The sequence below is a fragment of the Streptomyces sp. JK94 genome, assembly GCF_053613315.1.
The window spans coordinates 237393-254569 of sequence record NZ_JBSICH010000014.1; the positions used below are offsets into that span (position 1 = coordinate 237393).

The window sequence follows — 17177 nt, forward strand, 5'->3', positions numbered from 1 at the left end:
CCGGTGCCGGACCGGTGCCGTGCCGTCGTGCTACTGCGGGGTCATCCGGCCGACCACGTCCGGGTGCTCCTCGAGCCAGGCCGCCACGGCTTCCTCCTCCTGGCCCTGACCGCGGTTCTTGATCTCGGCCTCCAGGCTGCCGAGCTCGTCCTCGCTCATGTGGAAGTCCTTGATCCACTCGGTGAGCTGCGGATACTGCTCGGGGAACTTCTTGCTGGAGATGGTGCGGATCGTGTTGCCCTCGCCGAAGGCCTTCTTGGGGTCCTTCAGCTTGGTCAGCTCGTACTCGCTGTACGCCCAGTGCGGCGACCAGAGGGTGACCGCGACCGGCTCCTTCTTGGCCAGGGCGCGCTTGAGCTCGGCCAGCATCGCCGGTGTGGAGCCGTCGACGACCGTGTACTCGTCCTCCAGGCCGTAGCCCGGCATGACCTCGTCCTTGAGCAGCTGCATCTCACCCGTGCCGGGCTCGATGCCGATGATCCTCCCGTCGAAGAGGTCGGCCTTGCCCTTGAGGTCCGCGAGGGACTCGACGTCCTTCACGTACGAGGGGACGGCGATCTCCAGCGAGGTCGGCTCGTACCAGGTGCCCAGGTCGGTCAGGTTGTCCTTGTTCTTCTCCCAGTAGTTCTTCTGGGCGTACGGCAGCCAGGCGTCGAAGTTGAGGTCGAGGTCGCCGGAGGCCAGGCCGGTGTAGACCGGGCCGACGTCCATCTGCTTCAGGTTCAGCTCGTAGCCGCGCCGCTCCAGGACGTTCTTCCACAGGTACGTGACGGCGATGTCCTCGTCCCAGGGGAACCAGGCGATGTCCAGCGGGCGCTTCGCCTCGGCGGGGGTGCCGCCGGAGCCGCCCTCGACCGGGGCGAGCTTGTCGACGAGGCCCGGGTTGGACTTCAGCCAGGTGCGCACGGCGTCCTGCTGCCTGCCCTTGCCCGCCTTGTTGATCTCGGCCTCGAGGCTGGTGAGCTGCTTCTCGGTCAGCTCGAAGTCCTTCAGCCACTGCGCGGCGGTCGGGTCGTCACCGGCGAAGCCCTTGCGGGACAGCGTGTGCACGCCGTCGCCCGCGCCCCAGGCGCCCTCGGGGTCCTTCAGCTTCTTCAGGTCGAGGTCGTTGTACGCCCAGTGCGGGGACCAGAGCGTGACGACGATCGGTTCCTTCTTGCTCATGGCCCGCTTCAGCTCGGCCAGCATCGCCGGGGTGGAGCTGTCGACGACCTCGTACTCCTGGTCCAGGCCGTACTCCTTGAGGACCTTGCTCTTCAGCAGGGCCATCTCACCGGCGCTGGACTCGATGCCGGTGATCTTCCCGCCGAACTCGTCGGCCCTCCCCTTGAGGTCCGCCAGCGAGTCGACGTCCTCCAGGTACGCGGGGACGGTCAGCTCCAGCGACGTCTCGTCGTACCAGGAGCCGAGGTCGTCGAGCCGGTCGCCGTACTTCTTCCAGTACTGCTCGTGGGTGGTCGGCAGCCAGGAGTTGGTGACGACGTCGATGTCGCCCTGCGCCAGGGAGGTGTAGAGCGGCCCGGCGTCGAACTGCTTGGCCTCCACCTCGTAGCCGCGCTGTTCGAGCATCTCCTTCCACAGGAAGGTGGAGGCGACGCCCTCGTCCCAGGGGACGTAGCCGAGGGTGACCTTCTTGCCCTGGCCGACGTTCTTGCCGCCGGCGACGTTCTCGGAGTCGCCGGAGCCGCCGAACACGCCCATTCCGCCGGCCACCAGGGCCAGGATCACGACGCCGACGACGGCGATCTGCGGGCGGGGACGGTAGGACCAGATCCTCAGGCCGCCCGCGGCCCGTGCCTTGGCCGCGGCACGCCGGCCGAGGGGCGAGACCTGGGTGCCCAGCGCACTGGTCATGCGGTCCAGGTAGATCGCCAGGATCACGATGGCGACACCGGCCTCGGAACCGAGGCCCACGTTGAGCTGGCCGATGGCCTCGTTGACGTCGCCGCCCAGGCCGCCGGTGCCGACCATGCCGGCGATCGCGGCCATGGACAGGCCGAGCATGATGACCTGGTTGACGCCCGCCATCACCGTCGGCAGCGCCAGCGGGAGCTGGACGCGCAGCAGGGTGTTGCCGGGAGTGGTGCCGAAGGCCTCGGCGGCCTCGACCAGCTCCTTGTCGACCTGGCGGATGCCCAGCTCGGTCATGCGCACGCCCGGGGCGAGCGCGAAGATCAGGGTGGCGACGATGCCCGCGGAGGCACCGGTGCCGAAGAACAGGATCGCCGGGATGAGGTAGATCATCGCGGGCAGCGTCTGCATGAAGTCCAGCACGGGCCGGACGAGGCCGCTGACCCGGTCGGAGCGGGCGGCCCAGATGCCCACGGGCACCGCGACGACGAGCGCGATGATGGTGGCCACCAGCACCAGCGCCAGGGTGATCATCGCGTTCTCCCACAGTTCCATGGAGACGATGAACGCGAATCCGAGGAAGGTGAGCACACCGGCGACCGTGCCGCGCAGCCAGAAGGCGATGATCGCGAGGATGCCGACGAGGAGCAGCGGTTCGGGCGCCTGGAGCACGGCGTTGATGCCGTCGTAGGTGCCGGTGAAGACGGTCTTGAGGAAGTCGAAGAGCCACGCGACGTGGGCGAGCAGCCAGTCGACGGCGCCGTTGACCCAGTCGCCGAGCGGAATCCTAGGCACGGGCCATCACCTTCTCCGGGCCCTTGTCACGCGGGGAGTCGCAGGTTCCGGCCTCGGCCTGCTCGTCGCCCATGAAGCCGACCAGGCGCCGGGAGGGGACGACGCCGACGAGTCCGCGGTCCCCGTCGAGCACCGCGACGGCGTGCGGCACCCGCGCGCTGATCGCGCACAGGTCCGTGAACGACGTCTCGGGCGCCGCCTTCTCGCACGCGCAGTCGGCCTCGTCGCCGCGCACCTCGGTCTCCATGACCGCGCCGGCGGTCAGGACGCGGGAGCGGTCGACGTCCTGGGTGAAGGAGGCGACGTAGTCGTTGGCCGGGCGTATCAGGATGTCCTGCGCCGTGCCCATCTGCACGATGCGGCCGTCCCGCATCACGGCGATGCGGTCGCCCAGCCGCATGGCCTCGTTCAGGTCGTGGGTGATGAAGACGATGGTCTTCTTCAGGGTCTTCTGGAGTTCGAGCAGCTGGTCCTGCATGTCCCGGCGGATCAGCGGGTCGAGGGCGCTGAAGGACTCGTCCATCAGCAGCAGGTCGGCGTCCGTGGCGAGCGCGCGGGCGAGACCGACGCGCTGCTGCATGCCGCCGGACAGCTCGTCCGGCCAGGACTTCTCCCAGCCGGCCAGGCCGCACAGGGCGAGCGCCTCGTCGGCGCGGCGTTCGCGCTCGGCGCGGGGCACGCCCTGCACTTCCAGGCCGTAGGCAGCGTTGTCACGGACGCTGCGGTGCGGGAAGAGCGCGAAGTGCTGGAAGACCATGCTGATCCGCCTGGAGCGGACCTCGCGCAGGCCGCGGTCGCCGAGTTCCGTCAGGTCCTGGCCCCCGTAGCGGACGTGCCCGGCGGTCGGCTCCAGCAGACCGTTGAGCATGCGCAGCAGCGTGGACTTGCCGGATCCGGACAGCCCCATCACGACGAAGATCTCGCCGGGCTCCACGGTGAAGGACGCATCGATGACGGCGGCCGTGGTCCCGTCGGCGCGCAGTTCCTCCCGGTCGGTGCCCTGACGCAGTCGTTCGACCGCCTGGCCCGGTTTTCTGCCGAACACCTTGTACAGGTTCTCGGCCTCTAGCCTCGCTGACACGCTTACCTCTTGGATCGGGGGCAGGGACAGGGGCGCGGAGGCTCGCTGGCACAAGGACTCGTCGGTGCGGGAACTCGTCACATCGAGGTCCCGCCGGTCCGAGGACTCACTGATCCGAAGACTCGCTAACAGTTGAATGCATCAACCAGCTCCGGCCCGGGTGCGCGCCTGCCCCCTTGCCCTCGACCCAAACACAAGAGTGACCCAGTTCACACACCCTCCACCGTGCACCCCCATCGCCTGCGGCATGATGCGAGGCGTGACCGGACGACTGATGCTCCTCGACACCGCCTCCCTCTACTTCCGCGCCTACTTCGGCGTACCGGACTCCGTGAAGGCCCCCGACGGCACGCCCGTCAACGCCGTGCGCGGACTCCTCGACTTCATCGACCGCCTGGTGAAGGACCACCGGCCCGGCCACCTGGTCGCCTGCATGGACGCCGACTGGCGACCGCACTGGCGGGTGGAGCTGATCCCCACCTACAAGGCGCACCGGGTGGCCGAGGAGACCGCGCAGGGCCCGGACACCGAGGAGGTGCCCGACACGCTCTCACCGCAGGTCCCGGTCATCGAGGACGTCCTCGACGCGCTCGGCATCGCCCGCGTCGGCGTGGCGGGGTACGAGGCGGACGACGTCATCGGCACCTACACCGCGCGGGCGAGGGGCCCGGTCGACATCGTCACCGGCGACCGGGACCTGTACCAGCTGGTCGACGACGCCCGGGAGGTGCGCGTGCTGTACCCGATCAAGGGCGTCGGCACCCTCGCCCTCACCGACGAGGCCGCGCTGCGCGAGAAGTACGGCGTGGACGGCCGCGGGTACGCCGATCTGGCGCTGCTGCGCGGCGATCCGAGCGACGGTCTGCCGGGCGTCGCGGGCATCGGCGAGAAGACGGCGGCCAAACTGCTCGCCGAGTTCGGCGACCTGGCGGGCATCCAGGCCGCCGTGGACGACCCGAAGGCGAAGCTCACCCCCTCCCAGCGCAAGCGGCTGACCGAGGCCCGGCCGTATCTCGCGGTCGCCCCCAAGGTCGTCCGGGTCGCCGGTGACGTCCCGCTGCCGGACGTCGACACGGCACTGCCCCGCGCCCCGCGCGACGCCGCGGCACTGGAGGGACTTGCGGCCCGCTGGGGTCTGGGCGGGTCGCTGCAGCGGCTGCTGGCGACGCTCGCGGCCTGAGCCGGGCGGTGCCGTCCGCGCAAGCATTGCCTGCACGCCGCATCGGAGCCCGCGAGAGGGGAAGCCGTACGCTGCGCGCGGGGCACACGGGAACGTACGGGGCGCGCCTCGACGGCGCGGCCGGCGGGGCGGGGTGCTAACTTAGGCATACCTAAGTAGAGAAATTCTCACGTAGGGAGCAGGGAGGCCGTCATGGCAGACCGTCCGGGACGCAAGCCGCGCAAGCCGCACACCGCACAGGTCGTCCGCACCGAGCGTCTGACCCCGCACATGCAGCGCGTGGTGCTCGGCGGCGAGGAACTCGCCGGGCTGCCGGCGGACACCTGCACCGACCACTACGTGAAGCTGCTGTTCGCCGCGCAGGGCGTGACCTACCCGGAGCCCTTCGACATGGAGCGGATCCGCGAGGAGTTCCCCCGCGACCAGTGGCCGGTGACCCGGACGTACACGGTGCGCCAGTGGGACGCCGAGCACCGCGAGCTGACGCTGGACTTCGTGCTCCACGGCGACGAGGGACTGGCCGGGCCCTGGGCCCGGCGCGTCCGGCCGGGCGAGACCGTCCGGTTCATGGGCCCCGGCGGCGCCTACGCCCCCGACCCCGCCGCCGACTGGCACCTGTTCGCCGGCGACGAGAGCGCCCTGCCCGCGATCGCCCGGTCCCTGGAGGCACTGCCCGACGGCGCCCGCGCCTTCGCCTTCGTCGAGGTCGACGGGCCCCAGGAGGAGCAGAAGATCGACTCCGACGTGCAGGTCGTCTGGCTGCACCGCGGCGACCGTCCGGTGGGCCAGACCCTGGTCGAGGCCGTGCGCGGCCTGGACTTCCCCGAGGGCCGGGTGCACGCCTTCGTGCACGGGGAGGCGGCCTGCGTGAAGGAACTGCGCAAACTGCTGCGGGTGGAGCGCGGCATCCCCCGCGAGGACCTCTCCATCTCCGGTTACTGGCGCCTGGGCCACAACGAGGACGGCTGGCAGGCGTCCAAGCGGGACTGGAACGCCCGCGTCGAGGCGGAGCAGGAAGGCGCCGCACCGGCGGCGTAGCCCTCCCCGCGGCCACCGCCCGGGCCCGCGGGGCGGTCCCGCGCGGGCGCACGGCGCGGATCGGCACCACGCGGCACCGCACCGGAAGACGCGCGCACGGCGCCGCGTGCTCGCCGCACCCCGCCGGCCGGCCGCGCCGGTGGCCGGACCCGCTGCTCAGTCGCCGCGTACGCGCGCGTGCAGGTGCATGTCGTGCCAGCCGTCGGGATGGAGCAGGGCACTGCGCTTGGTGCCCTCCAGGGCGAACCCGGCCTTCCGCGCGACCCCGCAGGAGGCCTCGTTGGCGACGGCGTGCGTGAGTTCCAGGCGCTGGAAGCCGATCTCGTCCAGGGCCCAGCGGGCCAGCGCCCTGGTGGCGCGGGCGGCGACGCCCCGGCCGCGGGCGGCCGCCGTCGTCCAGTAGGCGACCTCGGCCACCGCGTCGCCTAGCTCCACCTCCCGCAGGGCGACCCGCCCGAGCAGCCGGTCGCCGTCCGCGTCGGCGACGGCCCACTGGGCGTTCCGCTCCCGGCCCCAGCCCTGCTGCCACTCGGTGATCCAGCCACGTACCTCCTCCTCGGAGTCGGCGGTGCGGATGTGCCACTGGCGCATCACCGGGTCCTGGAAGGCCGCGTGGACGGCGGGCGCGTCCTCGGTGCGCCACGGGCGGAGCACCAGCCCGTCGCCGGCCGGGAGCGTGGGCTGCGAGGTGCGGGAGAAGGTACCGGCGGGCAGGACCGGGCGGGTCGCGTAGGGCATGCCCCGCATCCTGCCAAGGCTCCGTGCGGCGGCCCAGCGCTTTTCCGGCACCGGCCGACGCCTCGTACGCTGGCAGGCGATGAGACGCCGTACGCCTCCCCCGCCCCCGCCCCTCCCGCAACGCGACGGGATCGATCCGGTGCGGGTGCGGCTGCCCCCGGCCGGGCCGTGGTCCACGGTCCGGGAGCACCTCGTGGAGCGGCTGTCCGGCGCGGGCGCCGGCGTCGTGGACGGCATGTTCGCCGCCGGGCTGTTCGTGGGGGCGGACGGGCGGGCGGTGCCGGGCGACGCGCCGTTCGAGCCCGGGATGTACGTGTGGTTCCACCGCGCGCTGCCCGCCGAGGTACCGGTGCCCTTCCCCCTGGAGATCGTGTACCGGGACGAGCACATCGTCGTCGCCGACAAGCCGCACTTCCTGGCCACCACCCCGCGCGGCGGCCACGTCGCCGAGACCGCGCTCGCCCGGCTCCGCAGGGAGCTGGGCATCCCGGCGCTCGGTGCCGCGCACCGTCTGGACCGGCTCACCGCCGGCCTCGTCCTGTTCACCGTGCGCCCCGAGGAGCGCGGCGCGTACCAGGGCCTGTTCCGCGAACGACGGGTGCACAAGGAGTACGAGGCCGTCGCCCCCTACGACCCCGCGCTCCCCCTTCCCCGGACCGTACGCAGCCGGATCGTCAAGGTGCGCGGGGTGCCGGCCGCGCTGGAGACCGAGGGCGATCCGAACGCCGTGAGCCGCGTCGGGCTGATCTCCCACCGGCCGGGCCCGGACCTCGCGCTGGGGCGGTACCGCCTGGTGCCCGGCACTGGCCAGACCCACCAGCTGCGCGTCCACATGGCCTCGCTCGGTGTGCCCGTCCTCGGCGATCCCCTCTATCCCGAGGTGACCCCCGCCGTGCCGGCCGGGGACTTCCGGCGCCCGCTGCAACTGCTGTCGCGGGAACTGGGGTTCACCGATCCGGTCACGGGGCGGGAGCACCGCTTCCGCAGCGCCCGGTCCCTCGGCGCCTGGACGGCGTACGAGGAGTGGGCCGGCCGTCAGTAACCGCGCCACCAGAGCAGGAAGCGCTGCCAGGCACCGCGGGGCCGGGGCTGCTCGGGCACCGGCACCGGGCCGGCCTGAGCGGCCGTCGCCGGCACCGGTGGCACCGGCGGCGCCTGCGGCTCGGGCCGCTGCTGCGGGCGCGGGATGCCGACGCGCCAGGCGGTGCGCTGCGCCGGGGCCGGGGCGTGACTCGGCTGCTGCCGGATGTCCTGCTGCGCCTTGGGCTCGAACCGCACCGGCAGCTCCACCAGGTGCCGGGACGCGATCGACGACCGCCACCGCAGGTCGTCCTCGTCGCAGTCGAGCCGGACGTCCGGAAGCCGCATCAGCAGCGCGTCGATCCCGGCGTCGGCGATGGCCCGCCCGATGTCCTGGCCGGGGCACTCGTGCGGACCGCCGCCGAAGGCGAGGTGAGCGCGGTTGCCCTGCATGCTCGCCGCGAGGTCGGGGCGGATGCGCGGGTCGACGTTGCCCGGCGCGATGCCGAGCAGCAGCCCGTCACCGGCCCGGATGCGCTGACCCCCCAGTTCGGTGTCCTGCTTGGCGAAGTAGGCGAAGACGGTGCTGAAGGGCGGCTCGTCCCACAGGGACTGCTCGACCGCCTCGAAGACCGTCATCTGACCGCCGTTGAGCTGCGCGCGGAAGCCCGGGTGGGTGAGCACGACGCGCAGCACGTTGCTGATGAGGTTGACGGTCGCCTCGTAGGCGGCGAGCAGGACCAGCCGCAGGTGCTCCCTGACCTCGTCGTCGGTGAGCCCGGCCGGGTGGGTGACGAGGCGGCCGGCGATGTCGTCCTCGGGCCGGTCCCGGCGCTCGGCGCTGAGCCGTCCCAGCGCCTCCATGAGGTAGGCGTGGCTGGCGATGGCGGTCTCGGTGCCCTTGAGCGTGTCCCGCGCCGCCTCCACCATCCGGTCGTTGTACTCGTCCGGCATGCCGAGGAGGTGGCACATCACGCCCATCGGCAGGTGCTCGGCGAACTGACCGACGAGGTCGGCGCGGCCCTCCTCGCAGAACCGGTTGACGAGGCGCTGGGTGTACCGCTTGATGTGGCGGCGCAGTTCCCGGTAGTCGATGTCGGACATCGCGCCCGTGACCGCACCGCGCAGCCGCTTGTGCTCTTCGCCCTCGGCGTGCGAGCAGATGGGCTGCCAGGCGATGTGCGGCATGAGCGGGTGGTCGGGCTTGACCATGCCCTGGTTCAGCGGGGTCCAGATGCGGCTGTCGCGGCAGAACTGGGCGGGCGTACTCACCATGTGCAGGTTCTCGGCGTGCCCGAGCACCACCCACATCGGCACGTCGTCGTGGAGCAGTGCCGGCGCCACCGGGCCGTGCTGCTCGCGCAGCTTCTCGTACAGCTCCTCCAGGTCGTCCGCCTCGTGCAGCCGGTGCAGTCCGCCCGGCCCGAGGCCGTGCGCGGGACAGCCGGGCGGCGGTTCGAGCAGGGGGTCGCCCGTTCCGGTCAGGGAATGGCGTTCAGGCGTCACAGTGTCGCTCCGCAACAGAAGTGTGGGTCAGGGGGTGGGTTCGAGGGCCAACCGGACGCACCGGTCAGGTGAGCGCGCCCTTCACGGCGAGGGAGTGCAGGAAGCGCATCAGCGCCAGCAGGACGTCGCGGCTGGAGGCCCGGCGCCGCACGTCGCAGTCGAGGATGGGGATCTCCTCGGGCAGGTCCAGCGCCGTCCGCAGCTCCGCGACGGGGTATTGGGGCGCGTCGGGGAAGGAGTTGACGGCGACCACGAAGGGCACCCCGCGCTCCTCCAGCCGTCCCATGACGTCGAAACTGACCTCCAGGCGGCGGGTGTCCACGAGCACCACCGCGCCGAGTGCGCCCTCGAACAGGCCGTTCCACAGGAACCAGAAACGCTCCTGGCCGGGCGTGCCGAAGAGGTACAGCACCAGTTCGTCGGTGATGCTGATGCGGCCGAAGTCCATCGCCACCGTGGTGGCCGTCTTGGACGCCGAACCGTAGTTGTCGTCGACGCCGATGCCGGCCTGGGTCATCGTCTCCTCGGTGGTCAGCGGTCTGATCTCGCTGACCGAGCCGACCATGGTGGTCTTGCCCACCCCGAAGCCGCCCGCGATGACGATCTTCACGGCGGCCTGGGCCGTGTGCGGCAGCCGGTCCTGCGTCCGTGGGCCCGGGATCGTGTCAGAGCTTTTGAAGTCCATGCATCACCGCTTCGAGGAGGTTTCGGTCGGCGACCTTCTGGCGGACGAGCGGAGCGCGGGCCTGCACCAGTTCCGCCGCCAGCAGGTCGGTGAGCAGCACGGCGACCACGCTGAACGGCAGGCTCAGGTAGGCCGACAGCTCGGCTACGGACAGGGGCGCGACGCACAGCCGCAGCAGGGCGGCCTGTTCCGGCGTGGCGGACACCGGTGGTTCGGCGCGGGCCACGATCAGCGTCACCAGATCGAGGTCGGCGCGCTCGCCGCCCCCCTCGCCGCCGATCACGAACAGCCGCTCGGGGTTGCTCAGCTCGCCCTCCTTGGGGGGCGAGTCGGGGGACGGAGACGCTGCGGGCGGCTGCTGCCCGGGGGATCGCCTCTGGCGCTGGGGAGGAGTCATACGGTCTGCCCGTTGCGCCGGGCGGGACTGGTGAGGTGGGGTCCGATCCGGGCGACCAGGTCCGCCATGCTCAGGCCCATCCGGCCCGGCTCGCAGCGGACGTCGGAGAGCACGGCGAGGTAGGCGTTGGGGCCGGCGGCCATCAGGTAGAAGTAGCCGCCGTTCATCTCGATCAGGACCATCTTCATGTGGCCGTCGCTGGTCGGGATCTCCTGCGCGACGGCACCCGCCAGGCTCTGCAGTCCCGCACAGGCGGCCGCGACCCGGTCGGCGGCGTCCGGGTCACCGGAGTAGCGGGCGATGCGCAGGCCGTCGGCGGACAGCACGACGATCATCTCGATACCCGGAACACCGTCGTAGAGATCCTTGAGCATCCAGTCGAACTTGCCTTGCTGCTCGATCACTTGAGGTTCCCCTCGTCGTCGGCCGGGGCGTGGGCCGGCTCGTTGCTGCTGGACTGCTGGTGGGCCTGGGTGATGCCCGGGTACTGCTTGAGGCCCTCCCAGAAGGCCCCGATCCAGTGCCCCGGCGGGAGCTGCTCGGTCTCCTCCTGCGGGGGCTCCGGGTCCGCCTGCGCCGGGAAGCCGTTGCGGACCCGTTCGGCGGCTTCGCGGGCCTCGCGTTCGGCGTCCTCGCGCTCCCAGACCGCCTGTTCGGCGAGGCGCTGGCTGAGCGGCATCTTGACCCGGCTGCGACGCTGTGGAAGGCCACCCGCCGTCCACTCGGTGACCTCGGGAACGTCGTCCTCCAGGGAGACCGTGGCCGGGATGCGGGGACTGGTGGGGCGGCGCTTCTTGGGCCGGCGCTCGGGGCCGGGGAGAGCGTCCGGACCAGGGGTGGGGATCGAGGTCGCGCCGATGCCGTGGGCGAGTCCGACGCCGGGCTCGGTGGTCATCATCTTGCTGGGCACGATGAGGATGGCCCGGACCCCGCCGTACGCGGAGGCCCGCAGCGAGACGTCCATGCCGAACTGCGTGCAGAGCCGGCCCACGACGGAGAGGCCCAGGCGGGGGTGCTGGGCGAGGTCCTGGACGTCGGTGCCGCGCTTGGCGTCCTCCAGCAGGCCCTCGATGCGGGCGCGGGACTCCTCGCTGAGGCTGACGCCGGCGTCCTCGATCTCGATGCAGACGCCGCTCTGCACCTCGGTCGCCGTGACGTGCACCTTGGCGCCGGGCGGTGAGTAGCGGGTGGCGTTGTCGAGGAGTTCCGCCGCCGCGTGGATGACCGGCTCGACCGCGGTGCCCTTGATGTTGACCTTGGCGATGGAGGCCAGGTTGATCCGGCCGTACTGCAGGATGCGGGACATCGCGCCGCGCAGCACGCTGTAGAGCGCCACCGGCTCGGGCCACTGGCGTCCGGGCCGGCCGCCGCCGATGACGGAGATCGAGTCGGCGAGCCGGCCGATCAGCGCGGTGCCGTGGTCGATGCGCAGCAGGTCGTCGAAGACCTCGGGGTTGCGTCCGTGGTCCTCCTCCATCTCGCGCAGTTCCTTGTTCTGCTGGTGGACGATCGCCTGGACGCGGCGGGCGATGTCGACGAAGGAACGCTCGGCGGACTCGCGCATGGAGTCCTGGTGGTCGACCATGTCGCACACCATGCGGATCAGCTTGCGCTGCGGCTCGCCGAGTTCGGCGTACGCGGGGTCGACCTCGCCGATGCGGCGCATCACCTCCGCGGGACTGTTGCCCGAGCGCATGAAGTCCAGCACGTCGGGGAGGACCACTTCGCCGAGGTGGACCATCTCCTCGTGGTGGCTCGCGACCCGGCGTTCCAGATACGCGGCGTGACGGGCGTGCTCGGCGCGCAGGACCCGCGTCGTACGGCCGCGGCGTACGGCTTCCGCCGCCGCCGCGATCACCAGCAGCGTGGCGACCACGCCGCAGAGGCCGACGGCGAGCCGGGCCGGTTCCGTCACCAGGGCGACGGCGGCCCCGGTGGCCGCGGCCATCAGTATGGCCGGCGGCAACAGCGTTCGCGCGTAGGGAAGTTCGCTGCGACCTGGAGGGGAATCAACACTCACCATGTAGGCCCTCTGAAAACGAATCGGCGGGGACGGGGGAGCTTGCGGCGGGGTGTCTCTGGGATTTTTCTGGATCTTCGGCGCATGGGGAACAAGCGCGCGAATACACCTCAACTCGGTGCGCTGCGGGCGAGCTTAGTCCGGGGGGATCATCGCCGTGTCATATTCGGCAAGCACCTGAAACGAGCACCGGGGCTGGAGTAACCTCGGACCCATTTACACGCAGGGGAGTCGTTCGAACACGTTGCGCGAGGAGATGCGTGCGTGCGGGAGCTACTCACCGTGACGAGTGAAAGGGGCGGCCGGAGACCACCGGCCCGGCCCGGGACGCGCAGAGGCCCGGCGGAGTACCGCCGGGCCTCTGGGATGCGGAGGGTCAGCCCACGGACGAGTAGGCGACCACCCCGCGCAGCAGTCCGTCGACCGCCTTGCGTGCGTTCTTCGGGACCGTCGAGCCCTCGCGGGGCGCCGCGGCCGAGATCTGGCCGAGGACGTCGATGACCTGCTTGCACCAGCGCACGAAGTCACCGGCCGGCATCTCCGCCTCGCGCAGCACCTCGTCGAGGCCCTTGCCGGACGCCCACATGTACGCGGCCCAGGCGAAGCCGAGGTCGGGCTCACGCTGGCCGACGCCCTCGGTCTGGCTGATCCGGAAGTCCTCCTCCAGGGCGTCGAGGCGGCCCCAGATGCGGACCGTCTCGCCGAGCGCGGCCTTGGCGCTGCCCGAGGGCAGCTTCGGCGCCATCGCGTCGTCGGCGGCCCGGGACTCGTAGACCAGCGCCGATACGCAGGCGGCCAGCTCGGCCGGGGAGAGCCCCTCCCAGACACCCTCGCGCAGGCACTCGCTGGCGAGCAGGTCCAGCTCGCCGTAGAGCCGGGCGAGGCGCTTGCCGTGCTCGGTGACCTCGTCGCCGCGCAGGTAGTCCATCTCCGTCAGCAGCGCCACGATCCGGTCGAAGGTACGCGCGATGGTGTTCGTCCGGCCCTCGATCCGGCGCTCCAGCTGCGAGGTGTCGCGCAGCAGCCGGTGGTAGCGCTCGGCCCAGCGGGCGTGGTCCTCGCGGTCGTCGCAGCCGTGGCAGGGGTGGGCGCGGATGGCCTTGCGCAGCTGGGCGATCTGCCGGTCGTCGGTGGCCTGGGAGCGCTTCTTGCGGGCCCGCTCCGGCGGAATGTGCCCGGCCTTGGTGCGCAGCGCGGAGGCGAGGTCGCGACGGGACTGCGGCGAGCGCGGGTTGAACGACTTCGGGATGCGCATCCGCTCCAGTGCCTCGACCGGCACCGGGAAGTCCATCGACGCCAGCCGCTTGACCTGGCGCTCCGCGGTCAGCACCAGCGGGCGGGGCCCGTCGTGGTGCTCGAATCCGCGGTGGCCGTTGGACCGCCCGGCGGGCAGACCGGGGTCCAGCACCAGGGCGAGGCCGGCGTACTTGCCGGTGGGGACGTGGATGACGTCGCCGGGCTTGAGCTTCTCCAGCGCCACGGCGGCCTCGGCGCGCCGCTGGTTGACGCCCTGCCGGGCCAGCTCGTTCTCCCGGTCCTTCAGCTCCCGGCGCAGCCGCGCGTACTCCTCGAAGTCGCCGAGGTGGCAGGTCATGGAGGCCTTGTAGCCGTCGAGGCCCTCCTCGTTGCGCTGCACCTGCCGGGAGATGCCGACGACCGACTTGTCCGCCTGGAACTGCGCGAAGGACGTCTCCAGAAGCTCCCGCGAGCGGTGCCGGCCGAACTGCTCGACCAGGTTGACCGCCATGTTGTACGACGGCTTGAAGCTGGAGCGCAGCGGATACGTGCGGGTGCCGGCCAGTCCGGCGAGGTGCTCCGGGTTCATGCCGCGCTGCCACAGCACCACGGCGTGGCCCTCGACGTCGATGCCGCGCCGTCCGGCCCGGCCGGTGAGCTGCGTGTACTCGCCGGGGGTGATGTCGGCGTGCTGCTCGCCGTTCCACTTGACGAGCTTCTCGAGCACCACCGAGCGGGCGGGCATGTTGATGCCGAGGGCGAGGGTCTCGGTGGCGAAGACGGCCTTCACCAGCCCGCGGACGAACAGCTCCTCGACGACCTCCTTGAAGGTCGGCAGCATGCCCGCGTGGTGGGCCGCGATGCCCCGCTCCAGGCCCTCCAGCCACTCGTAGTACCCGAGGACGTGCAGGTCCTCGGCCGGGATGGAGGACGTGCGCTCCTCGACGAGGGAGCGCACCCGCTCCCGCGCGTCCTCGTCGTTGAGCCGCAGCCCCGCGTACAGGCACTGCTGGACGGCGGCCTCACAGGCGGCCCGGCTGAAGATGAAGGTGATCGCGGGCAGCAGCCCCTCGGCGTCGAGCCGCTCGATGACCTCGGGCCGGCTCGGCGTCCAGATGCGGGAGCGCTGCCTGCGCTCGCGCTCCCGGTCGGCCTCCTTCATCGCACGGCCGCGCCGGCGGTCCTGGTAGGACGGGCGGCTGGCCTCCAGGCGCGCCATGCGGGTGAGGTCGGGGTTGACGGCCCTCTTGTGGCCCTCGGCCTCCTCGAACAGGTCGTACATCCGGCGCCCGGCCAGCACGTGCTGGAACAGCGGCACGGGCCGGTGCTCGGAGACGATCACCTGGGTGTCGCCGCGCACGGTGTCGAGCCAGTCGCCGAACTCCTCCGCGTTCGACACGGTCGCCGACAGCGACACCAGGGTCACGGACTCGGGGAGGTGGATGATCACCTCCTCCCACACGGCGCCGCGGAAGCGGTCGGAGAGGTAGTGCACCTCGTCCATGACCACGTACCCGAGGCCGGTGAGGGTCTGCGAGCCGGCGTACAGCATGTTCCGCAGGACCTCGGTGGTCATCACGACCACCGGGGCGTCGGAGTTCACGCTGTTGTCGCCGGTGAGCAGGCCCACCCGGTCCGTGCCGTAGCGTCGGCACAGGTCGGCGTACTTCTGGTTCGACAGCGCCTTGATGGGGGTCGTGTAGAAGCACTTCCTGCCCTGCTGCAGGGCGAGGTGGACGGCGAACTCGCCGACGATCGTCTTGCCGGAACCGGTGGGCGCGGCCACCAGCACACCCTTGCCCGCCTCGAGTGCCTGGCAGGACTCGATCTGGAAGGGGTCGAGGCCGAATTCGTACATCTCGCGGAAGGCCGCGAGCGCGGTGGCCTGCTCGGCGGCCCGCTGACGGGCTGCCGCGTACCGCTCGGCCGGGGAGAGATCCTCTGTCATCGTGCTTTCGAGCGTACCGGGCCGCACTGACAACAGGACGATCATTATCGGGATCGGCCCGCGAGGGCCCCGGGGGAGAACCCGCGGGCGGCGGCGCGTGCCACCGCGGCCCGCGGGGTGTGCCTCAGGTCACGTCGTCGTAGCCGTTGACCCGGTCCTTCGTCGCCTGCTCGGGCAGGGCGCGGGCCGTGGTCACGGGCTCGATCCCACCGATGGACTCGGGGGTGAGGTCCAGCTCGGACGCCTCGTCGTCGTCGGGTTCCAGGGCCTCGCGGCGCACCCGTCGGCGGTCGTTCAGCAGGGAGATGCCGACCGCGACGAAGTAGAGGACCCAGATCGGCCCGGCCAGCCACAGCATGGTCAGCGGGTCCGTGCTGGGCGTGGCGATGGCCGCGAACAGCGTGATGCCCATGATCATGCCGCGCCACCAGCCGAGCATCCGCTTGCCGGTCAGCACCCCGGTGAAGTTGAGCATCACCAGCAGCAGCGGCAGCTCGAAGGAGAGGCCGAAGACCACCACCATGCGCGTGACGAGGTCCAGCAGGTCGTCCAGCGGGAGCAGGTTGTCGACGCCGAAGGGGGTGAACTCGATCAGCACCTTCGCGGTGGTGGGCAGGACCACGTAGGCGAAGTAGGCGCCGAAGAGGAAGAGCGGGGCGCCGGTGGCGACGAACGCGTAGGCGTACTTCTTCTCGTTCCTGTGCAGCCCCGGGGCGACGAAGGCCCACAGCTGGTAGAGCCAGATCGGCGAGGCGAGTACGACACCCGCCATCAGGGAGACCTTCAGCGCCAGCGTGAACGGGCCCAGCAGGCCGTTGATGGTGATCTGGGCGCACGGGTCCGAGTCGTTCGGCAGCTTCGCCAGCTCTTCAAACGACCTCGTGCAGCCGACCGAGTCGAGGACCGGGTCGGTGAAGAAGTTGATGATGTCGTTGTAGAAGAAGGCGGCGACGACGGTGACGGCGACGATGGCCAGCAACGCCTTCGCGAGCCGGTTGCGAAGCTCACGAAGGTGCTCCGCGAGGGGCATGCGCCCCTCGGGGTCCCTCTCCTTGGTGCGGGCGGACTTCAGCAACCCACGTTCCCATCTCGTGCGGCGGGCCGGAGGTCACCGGCCCTGCGTCAGCGCTTGGTCGTGTCCGTCGGCTCGGTGACCGGGCGGGAGCTGGTCACGTCGCCGGGGGCGGCCTGGATGGTGCGCTGCGCCGCTGCCTGTTCGGGGGTGTGGGGCGGGTCGGCGGGAGCGGAGTCGTCGGACTTGCCCTCGCTCTTCATCGCCTTGGCCTCGCTCTTGAGGATGCGCGCCGACTTGCCGAGCGACCGCGCCATGTCCGGAAGCTTCTTCGCGCCGAACAGCAGGATGATGACGACGAGGATGAGAATGATCTCGGGGGCGCCGAGCCTTCCGAACATAAGTCTTTACCTTCTCACCGAGGCGGCTGGGTGGGGGTGCTGTCCGACCGGTCGGACATGCGTCCGATCGATCGTCTTGTGCAGCGATCGTAACGCTCGGGGGTAAACGTGAGGCAATCCCCGTGCGTACTCCCGTCCGCGGCCGGGCCTCGTTTTCCGGACCGCGACCAGCAGCGTACCTTCGGCACCTGTGAGGTAACAGGGCGAAGTGTCCCGGAACGCGGGTGTCGCAGTGTCCGTCGCGACACACGTGCGGGGCCCGCGGCGCC

14 protein-coding genes are annotated in these 17177 nt (G+C 71.2%); 3 read left to right on the top strand and 11 right to left on the bottom strand.

Going from position 1 to position 17177, the window contains the following annotated elements; all coding sequences use genetic code 11:
• Positions 1-30 precede the first annotated feature (30 nt).
• Together ACVV2G_RS14280 and ACVV2G_RS14285 are read right to left on the bottom strand one after the other, a co-directional pair.
• Complete coding sequence (locus ACVV2G_RS14280) at positions 31-2646, bottom strand: ABC transporter permease/substrate binding protein (RefSeq protein ID WP_453843049.1); 2616 nt, start codon at positions 2644-2646, stop codon at positions 31-33.
• The gene (locus ACVV2G_RS14285; protein WP_453843050.1) at positions 2639-3727 is read right to left on the bottom strand and encodes a quaternary amine ABC transporter ATP-binding protein; all 1089 of its coding nucleotides are present in this window, start codon (positions 3725-3727) and stop codon (positions 2639-2641) included. The genes ACVV2G_RS14280 and ACVV2G_RS14285 overlap by 8 nt, the downstream gene beginning before the upstream one ends.
• 274 nt (positions 3728-4001) lie before the next feature.
• Here ACVV2G_RS14285 and ACVV2G_RS14290 point away from each other — a divergent pair, with 274 nt between their 5' ends.
• Both ACVV2G_RS14290 and ACVV2G_RS14295 read left to right on the top strand, forming a co-directional pair.
• Complete coding sequence (locus ACVV2G_RS14290; RefSeq protein WP_453843097.1) at positions 4002-4907, top strand: 5'-3' exonuclease; 906 nt, start codon at positions 4002-4004, stop codon at positions 4905-4907.
• A gap of 192 nt (positions 4908-5099) precedes the next feature.
• Entirely contained in the window at positions 5100-5945 is an 846-nt protein-coding gene (locus ACVV2G_RS14295) for a siderophore-interacting protein (RefSeq protein ID WP_453843051.1), read from the top strand.
• 156 nt (positions 5946-6101) lie between these two features.
• On the opposite strand, the gene ACVV2G_RS14300 is transcribed toward ACVV2G_RS14295, so the two are convergent.
• Entirely contained in the window at positions 6102-6683 is a 582-nt protein-coding gene (locus tag ACVV2G_RS14300) for a GNAT family N-acetyltransferase (protein WP_453843052.1), read from the bottom strand.
• A gap of 79 nt (positions 6684-6762) precedes the next feature.
• Here ACVV2G_RS14300 and ACVV2G_RS14305 point away from each other — a divergent pair, with 79 nt between their 5' ends.
• On the top strand, positions 6763-7725 hold the full coding sequence (locus tag ACVV2G_RS14305) for an RluA family pseudouridine synthase (RefSeq protein ID WP_453843053.1): 963 nt from the start codon (positions 6763-6765) through the stop codon (positions 7723-7725).
• Here the strand turns inward: ACVV2G_RS14305 and ACVV2G_RS14310 are convergent.
• The 8 genes from ACVV2G_RS14310 to tatA all read right to left on the bottom strand — a co-directional run bounded on the left by ACVV2G_RS14310 (position 7719) and on the right by tatA (position 16908).
• Positions 7719-9209, bottom strand: coding sequence for a cytochrome P450 (locus ACVV2G_RS14310; protein WP_453843055.1), 1491 nt, complete (start codon positions 9207-9209; stop codon positions 7719-7721). The genes ACVV2G_RS14305 and ACVV2G_RS14310 overlap by 7 nt on opposite strands.
• 64 nt (positions 9210-9273) lie before the next feature.
• The gene (locus ACVV2G_RS14315) at positions 9274-9894 is read right to left on the bottom strand and encodes a GTP-binding protein (protein ID WP_453843056.1); all 621 of its coding nucleotides are present in this window, start codon (positions 9892-9894) and stop codon (positions 9274-9276) included.
• Positions 9875-10291, bottom strand: a complete 417-nt coding sequence (locus tag ACVV2G_RS14320) for a DUF742 domain-containing protein (protein WP_453843057.1) — start codon at positions 10289-10291, stop codon at positions 9875-9877. The genes ACVV2G_RS14315 and ACVV2G_RS14320 overlap by 20 nt, the downstream gene beginning before the upstream one ends.
• On the bottom strand, positions 10288-10665 hold the full coding sequence (locus ACVV2G_RS14325; RefSeq protein WP_453843098.1) for a roadblock/LC7 domain-containing protein: 378 nt from the start codon (positions 10663-10665) through the stop codon (positions 10288-10290). Before ACVV2G_RS14325 ends, ACVV2G_RS14320 begins: the two co-directional genes overlap by 4 nt.
• A gap of 26 nt (positions 10666-10691) precedes the next feature.
• The gene (locus tag ACVV2G_RS14330) at positions 10692-12314 is read right to left on the bottom strand and encodes a sensor histidine kinase (protein WP_453843058.1); all 1623 of its coding nucleotides are present in this window, start codon (positions 12312-12314) and stop codon (positions 10692-10694) included.
• A gap of 373 nt (positions 12315-12687) precedes the next feature.
• Entirely contained in the window at positions 12688-15540 is a 2853-nt protein-coding gene (locus ACVV2G_RS14335; protein WP_453843059.1) for a DEAD/DEAH box helicase, read from the bottom strand.
• A gap of 79 nt (positions 15541-15619) precedes the next feature.
• Entirely contained in the window at positions 15620-16570 is a 951-nt protein-coding gene (tatC, locus tag ACVV2G_RS14340; protein ID WP_453843060.1) for a twin-arginine translocase subunit TatC, read from the bottom strand.
• Positions 16571-16617: 47 nt separating this feature from the next.
• The gene (gene tatA / locus ACVV2G_RS14345) at positions 16618-16908 is read right to left on the bottom strand and encodes a Sec-independent protein translocase subunit TatA (protein WP_453843061.1); all 291 of its coding nucleotides are present in this window, start codon (positions 16906-16908) and stop codon (positions 16618-16620) included.
• Positions 16909-17177: the final 269 nt, after the last annotated feature.

What these genes read in the sequence shown, in the direction of transcription:
- ACVV2G_RS14315 (WP_453843056.1), bottom strand. Translation starts at nt 9,894, where the DNA reads ATGGACTTCAAAAGCTCTGACACGATCCCGGGCCCACGGACGCAGGAC.
- ACVV2G_RS14290 (WP_453843097.1), top strand. Translation starts at nt 4,002, where the DNA reads ATGCTCCTCGACACCGCCTCCCTCTACTTCCGCGCCTACTTCGGCGTA.
- ACVV2G_RS14320 (WP_453843057.1), bottom strand. Translation starts at nt 10,291, where the DNA reads ATGACTCCTCCCCAGCGCCAGAGGCGATCCCCCGGGCAGCAGCCGCCC.
- ACVV2G_RS14330 (WP_453843058.1), bottom strand. Translation starts at nt 12,314, where the DNA reads ATGGTGAGTGTTGATTCCCCTCCAGGTCGCAGCGAACTTCCCTACGCG.
- ACVV2G_RS14295 (WP_453843051.1), top strand. Translation starts at nt 5,100, where the DNA reads ATGGCAGACCGTCCGGGACGCAAGCCGCGCAAGCCGCACACCGCACAG.
- ACVV2G_RS14335 (WP_453843059.1), bottom strand. Translation starts at nt 15,540, where the DNA reads ATGATCGTCCTGTTGTCAGTGCGGCCCGGTACGCTCGAAAGCACGATG.
- ACVV2G_RS14305 (WP_453843053.1), top strand. Translation starts at nt 6,763, where the DNA reads ATGAGACGCCGTACGCCTCCCCCGCCCCCGCCCCTCCCGCAACGCGAC.
- ACVV2G_RS14300 (WP_453843052.1), bottom strand. Translation starts at nt 6,683, where the DNA reads ATGCCCTACGCGACCCGCCCGGTCCTGCCCGCCGGTACCTTCTCCCGC.
- ACVV2G_RS14325 (WP_453843098.1), bottom strand. Translation starts at nt 10,665, where the DNA reads ATGCTCAAGGATCTCTACGACGGTGTTCCGGGTATCGAGATGATCGTC.
- tatA (WP_453843061.1), bottom strand. Translation starts at nt 16,908, where the DNA reads ATGTTCGGAAGGCTCGGCGCCCCCGAGATCATTCTCATCCTCGTCGTC.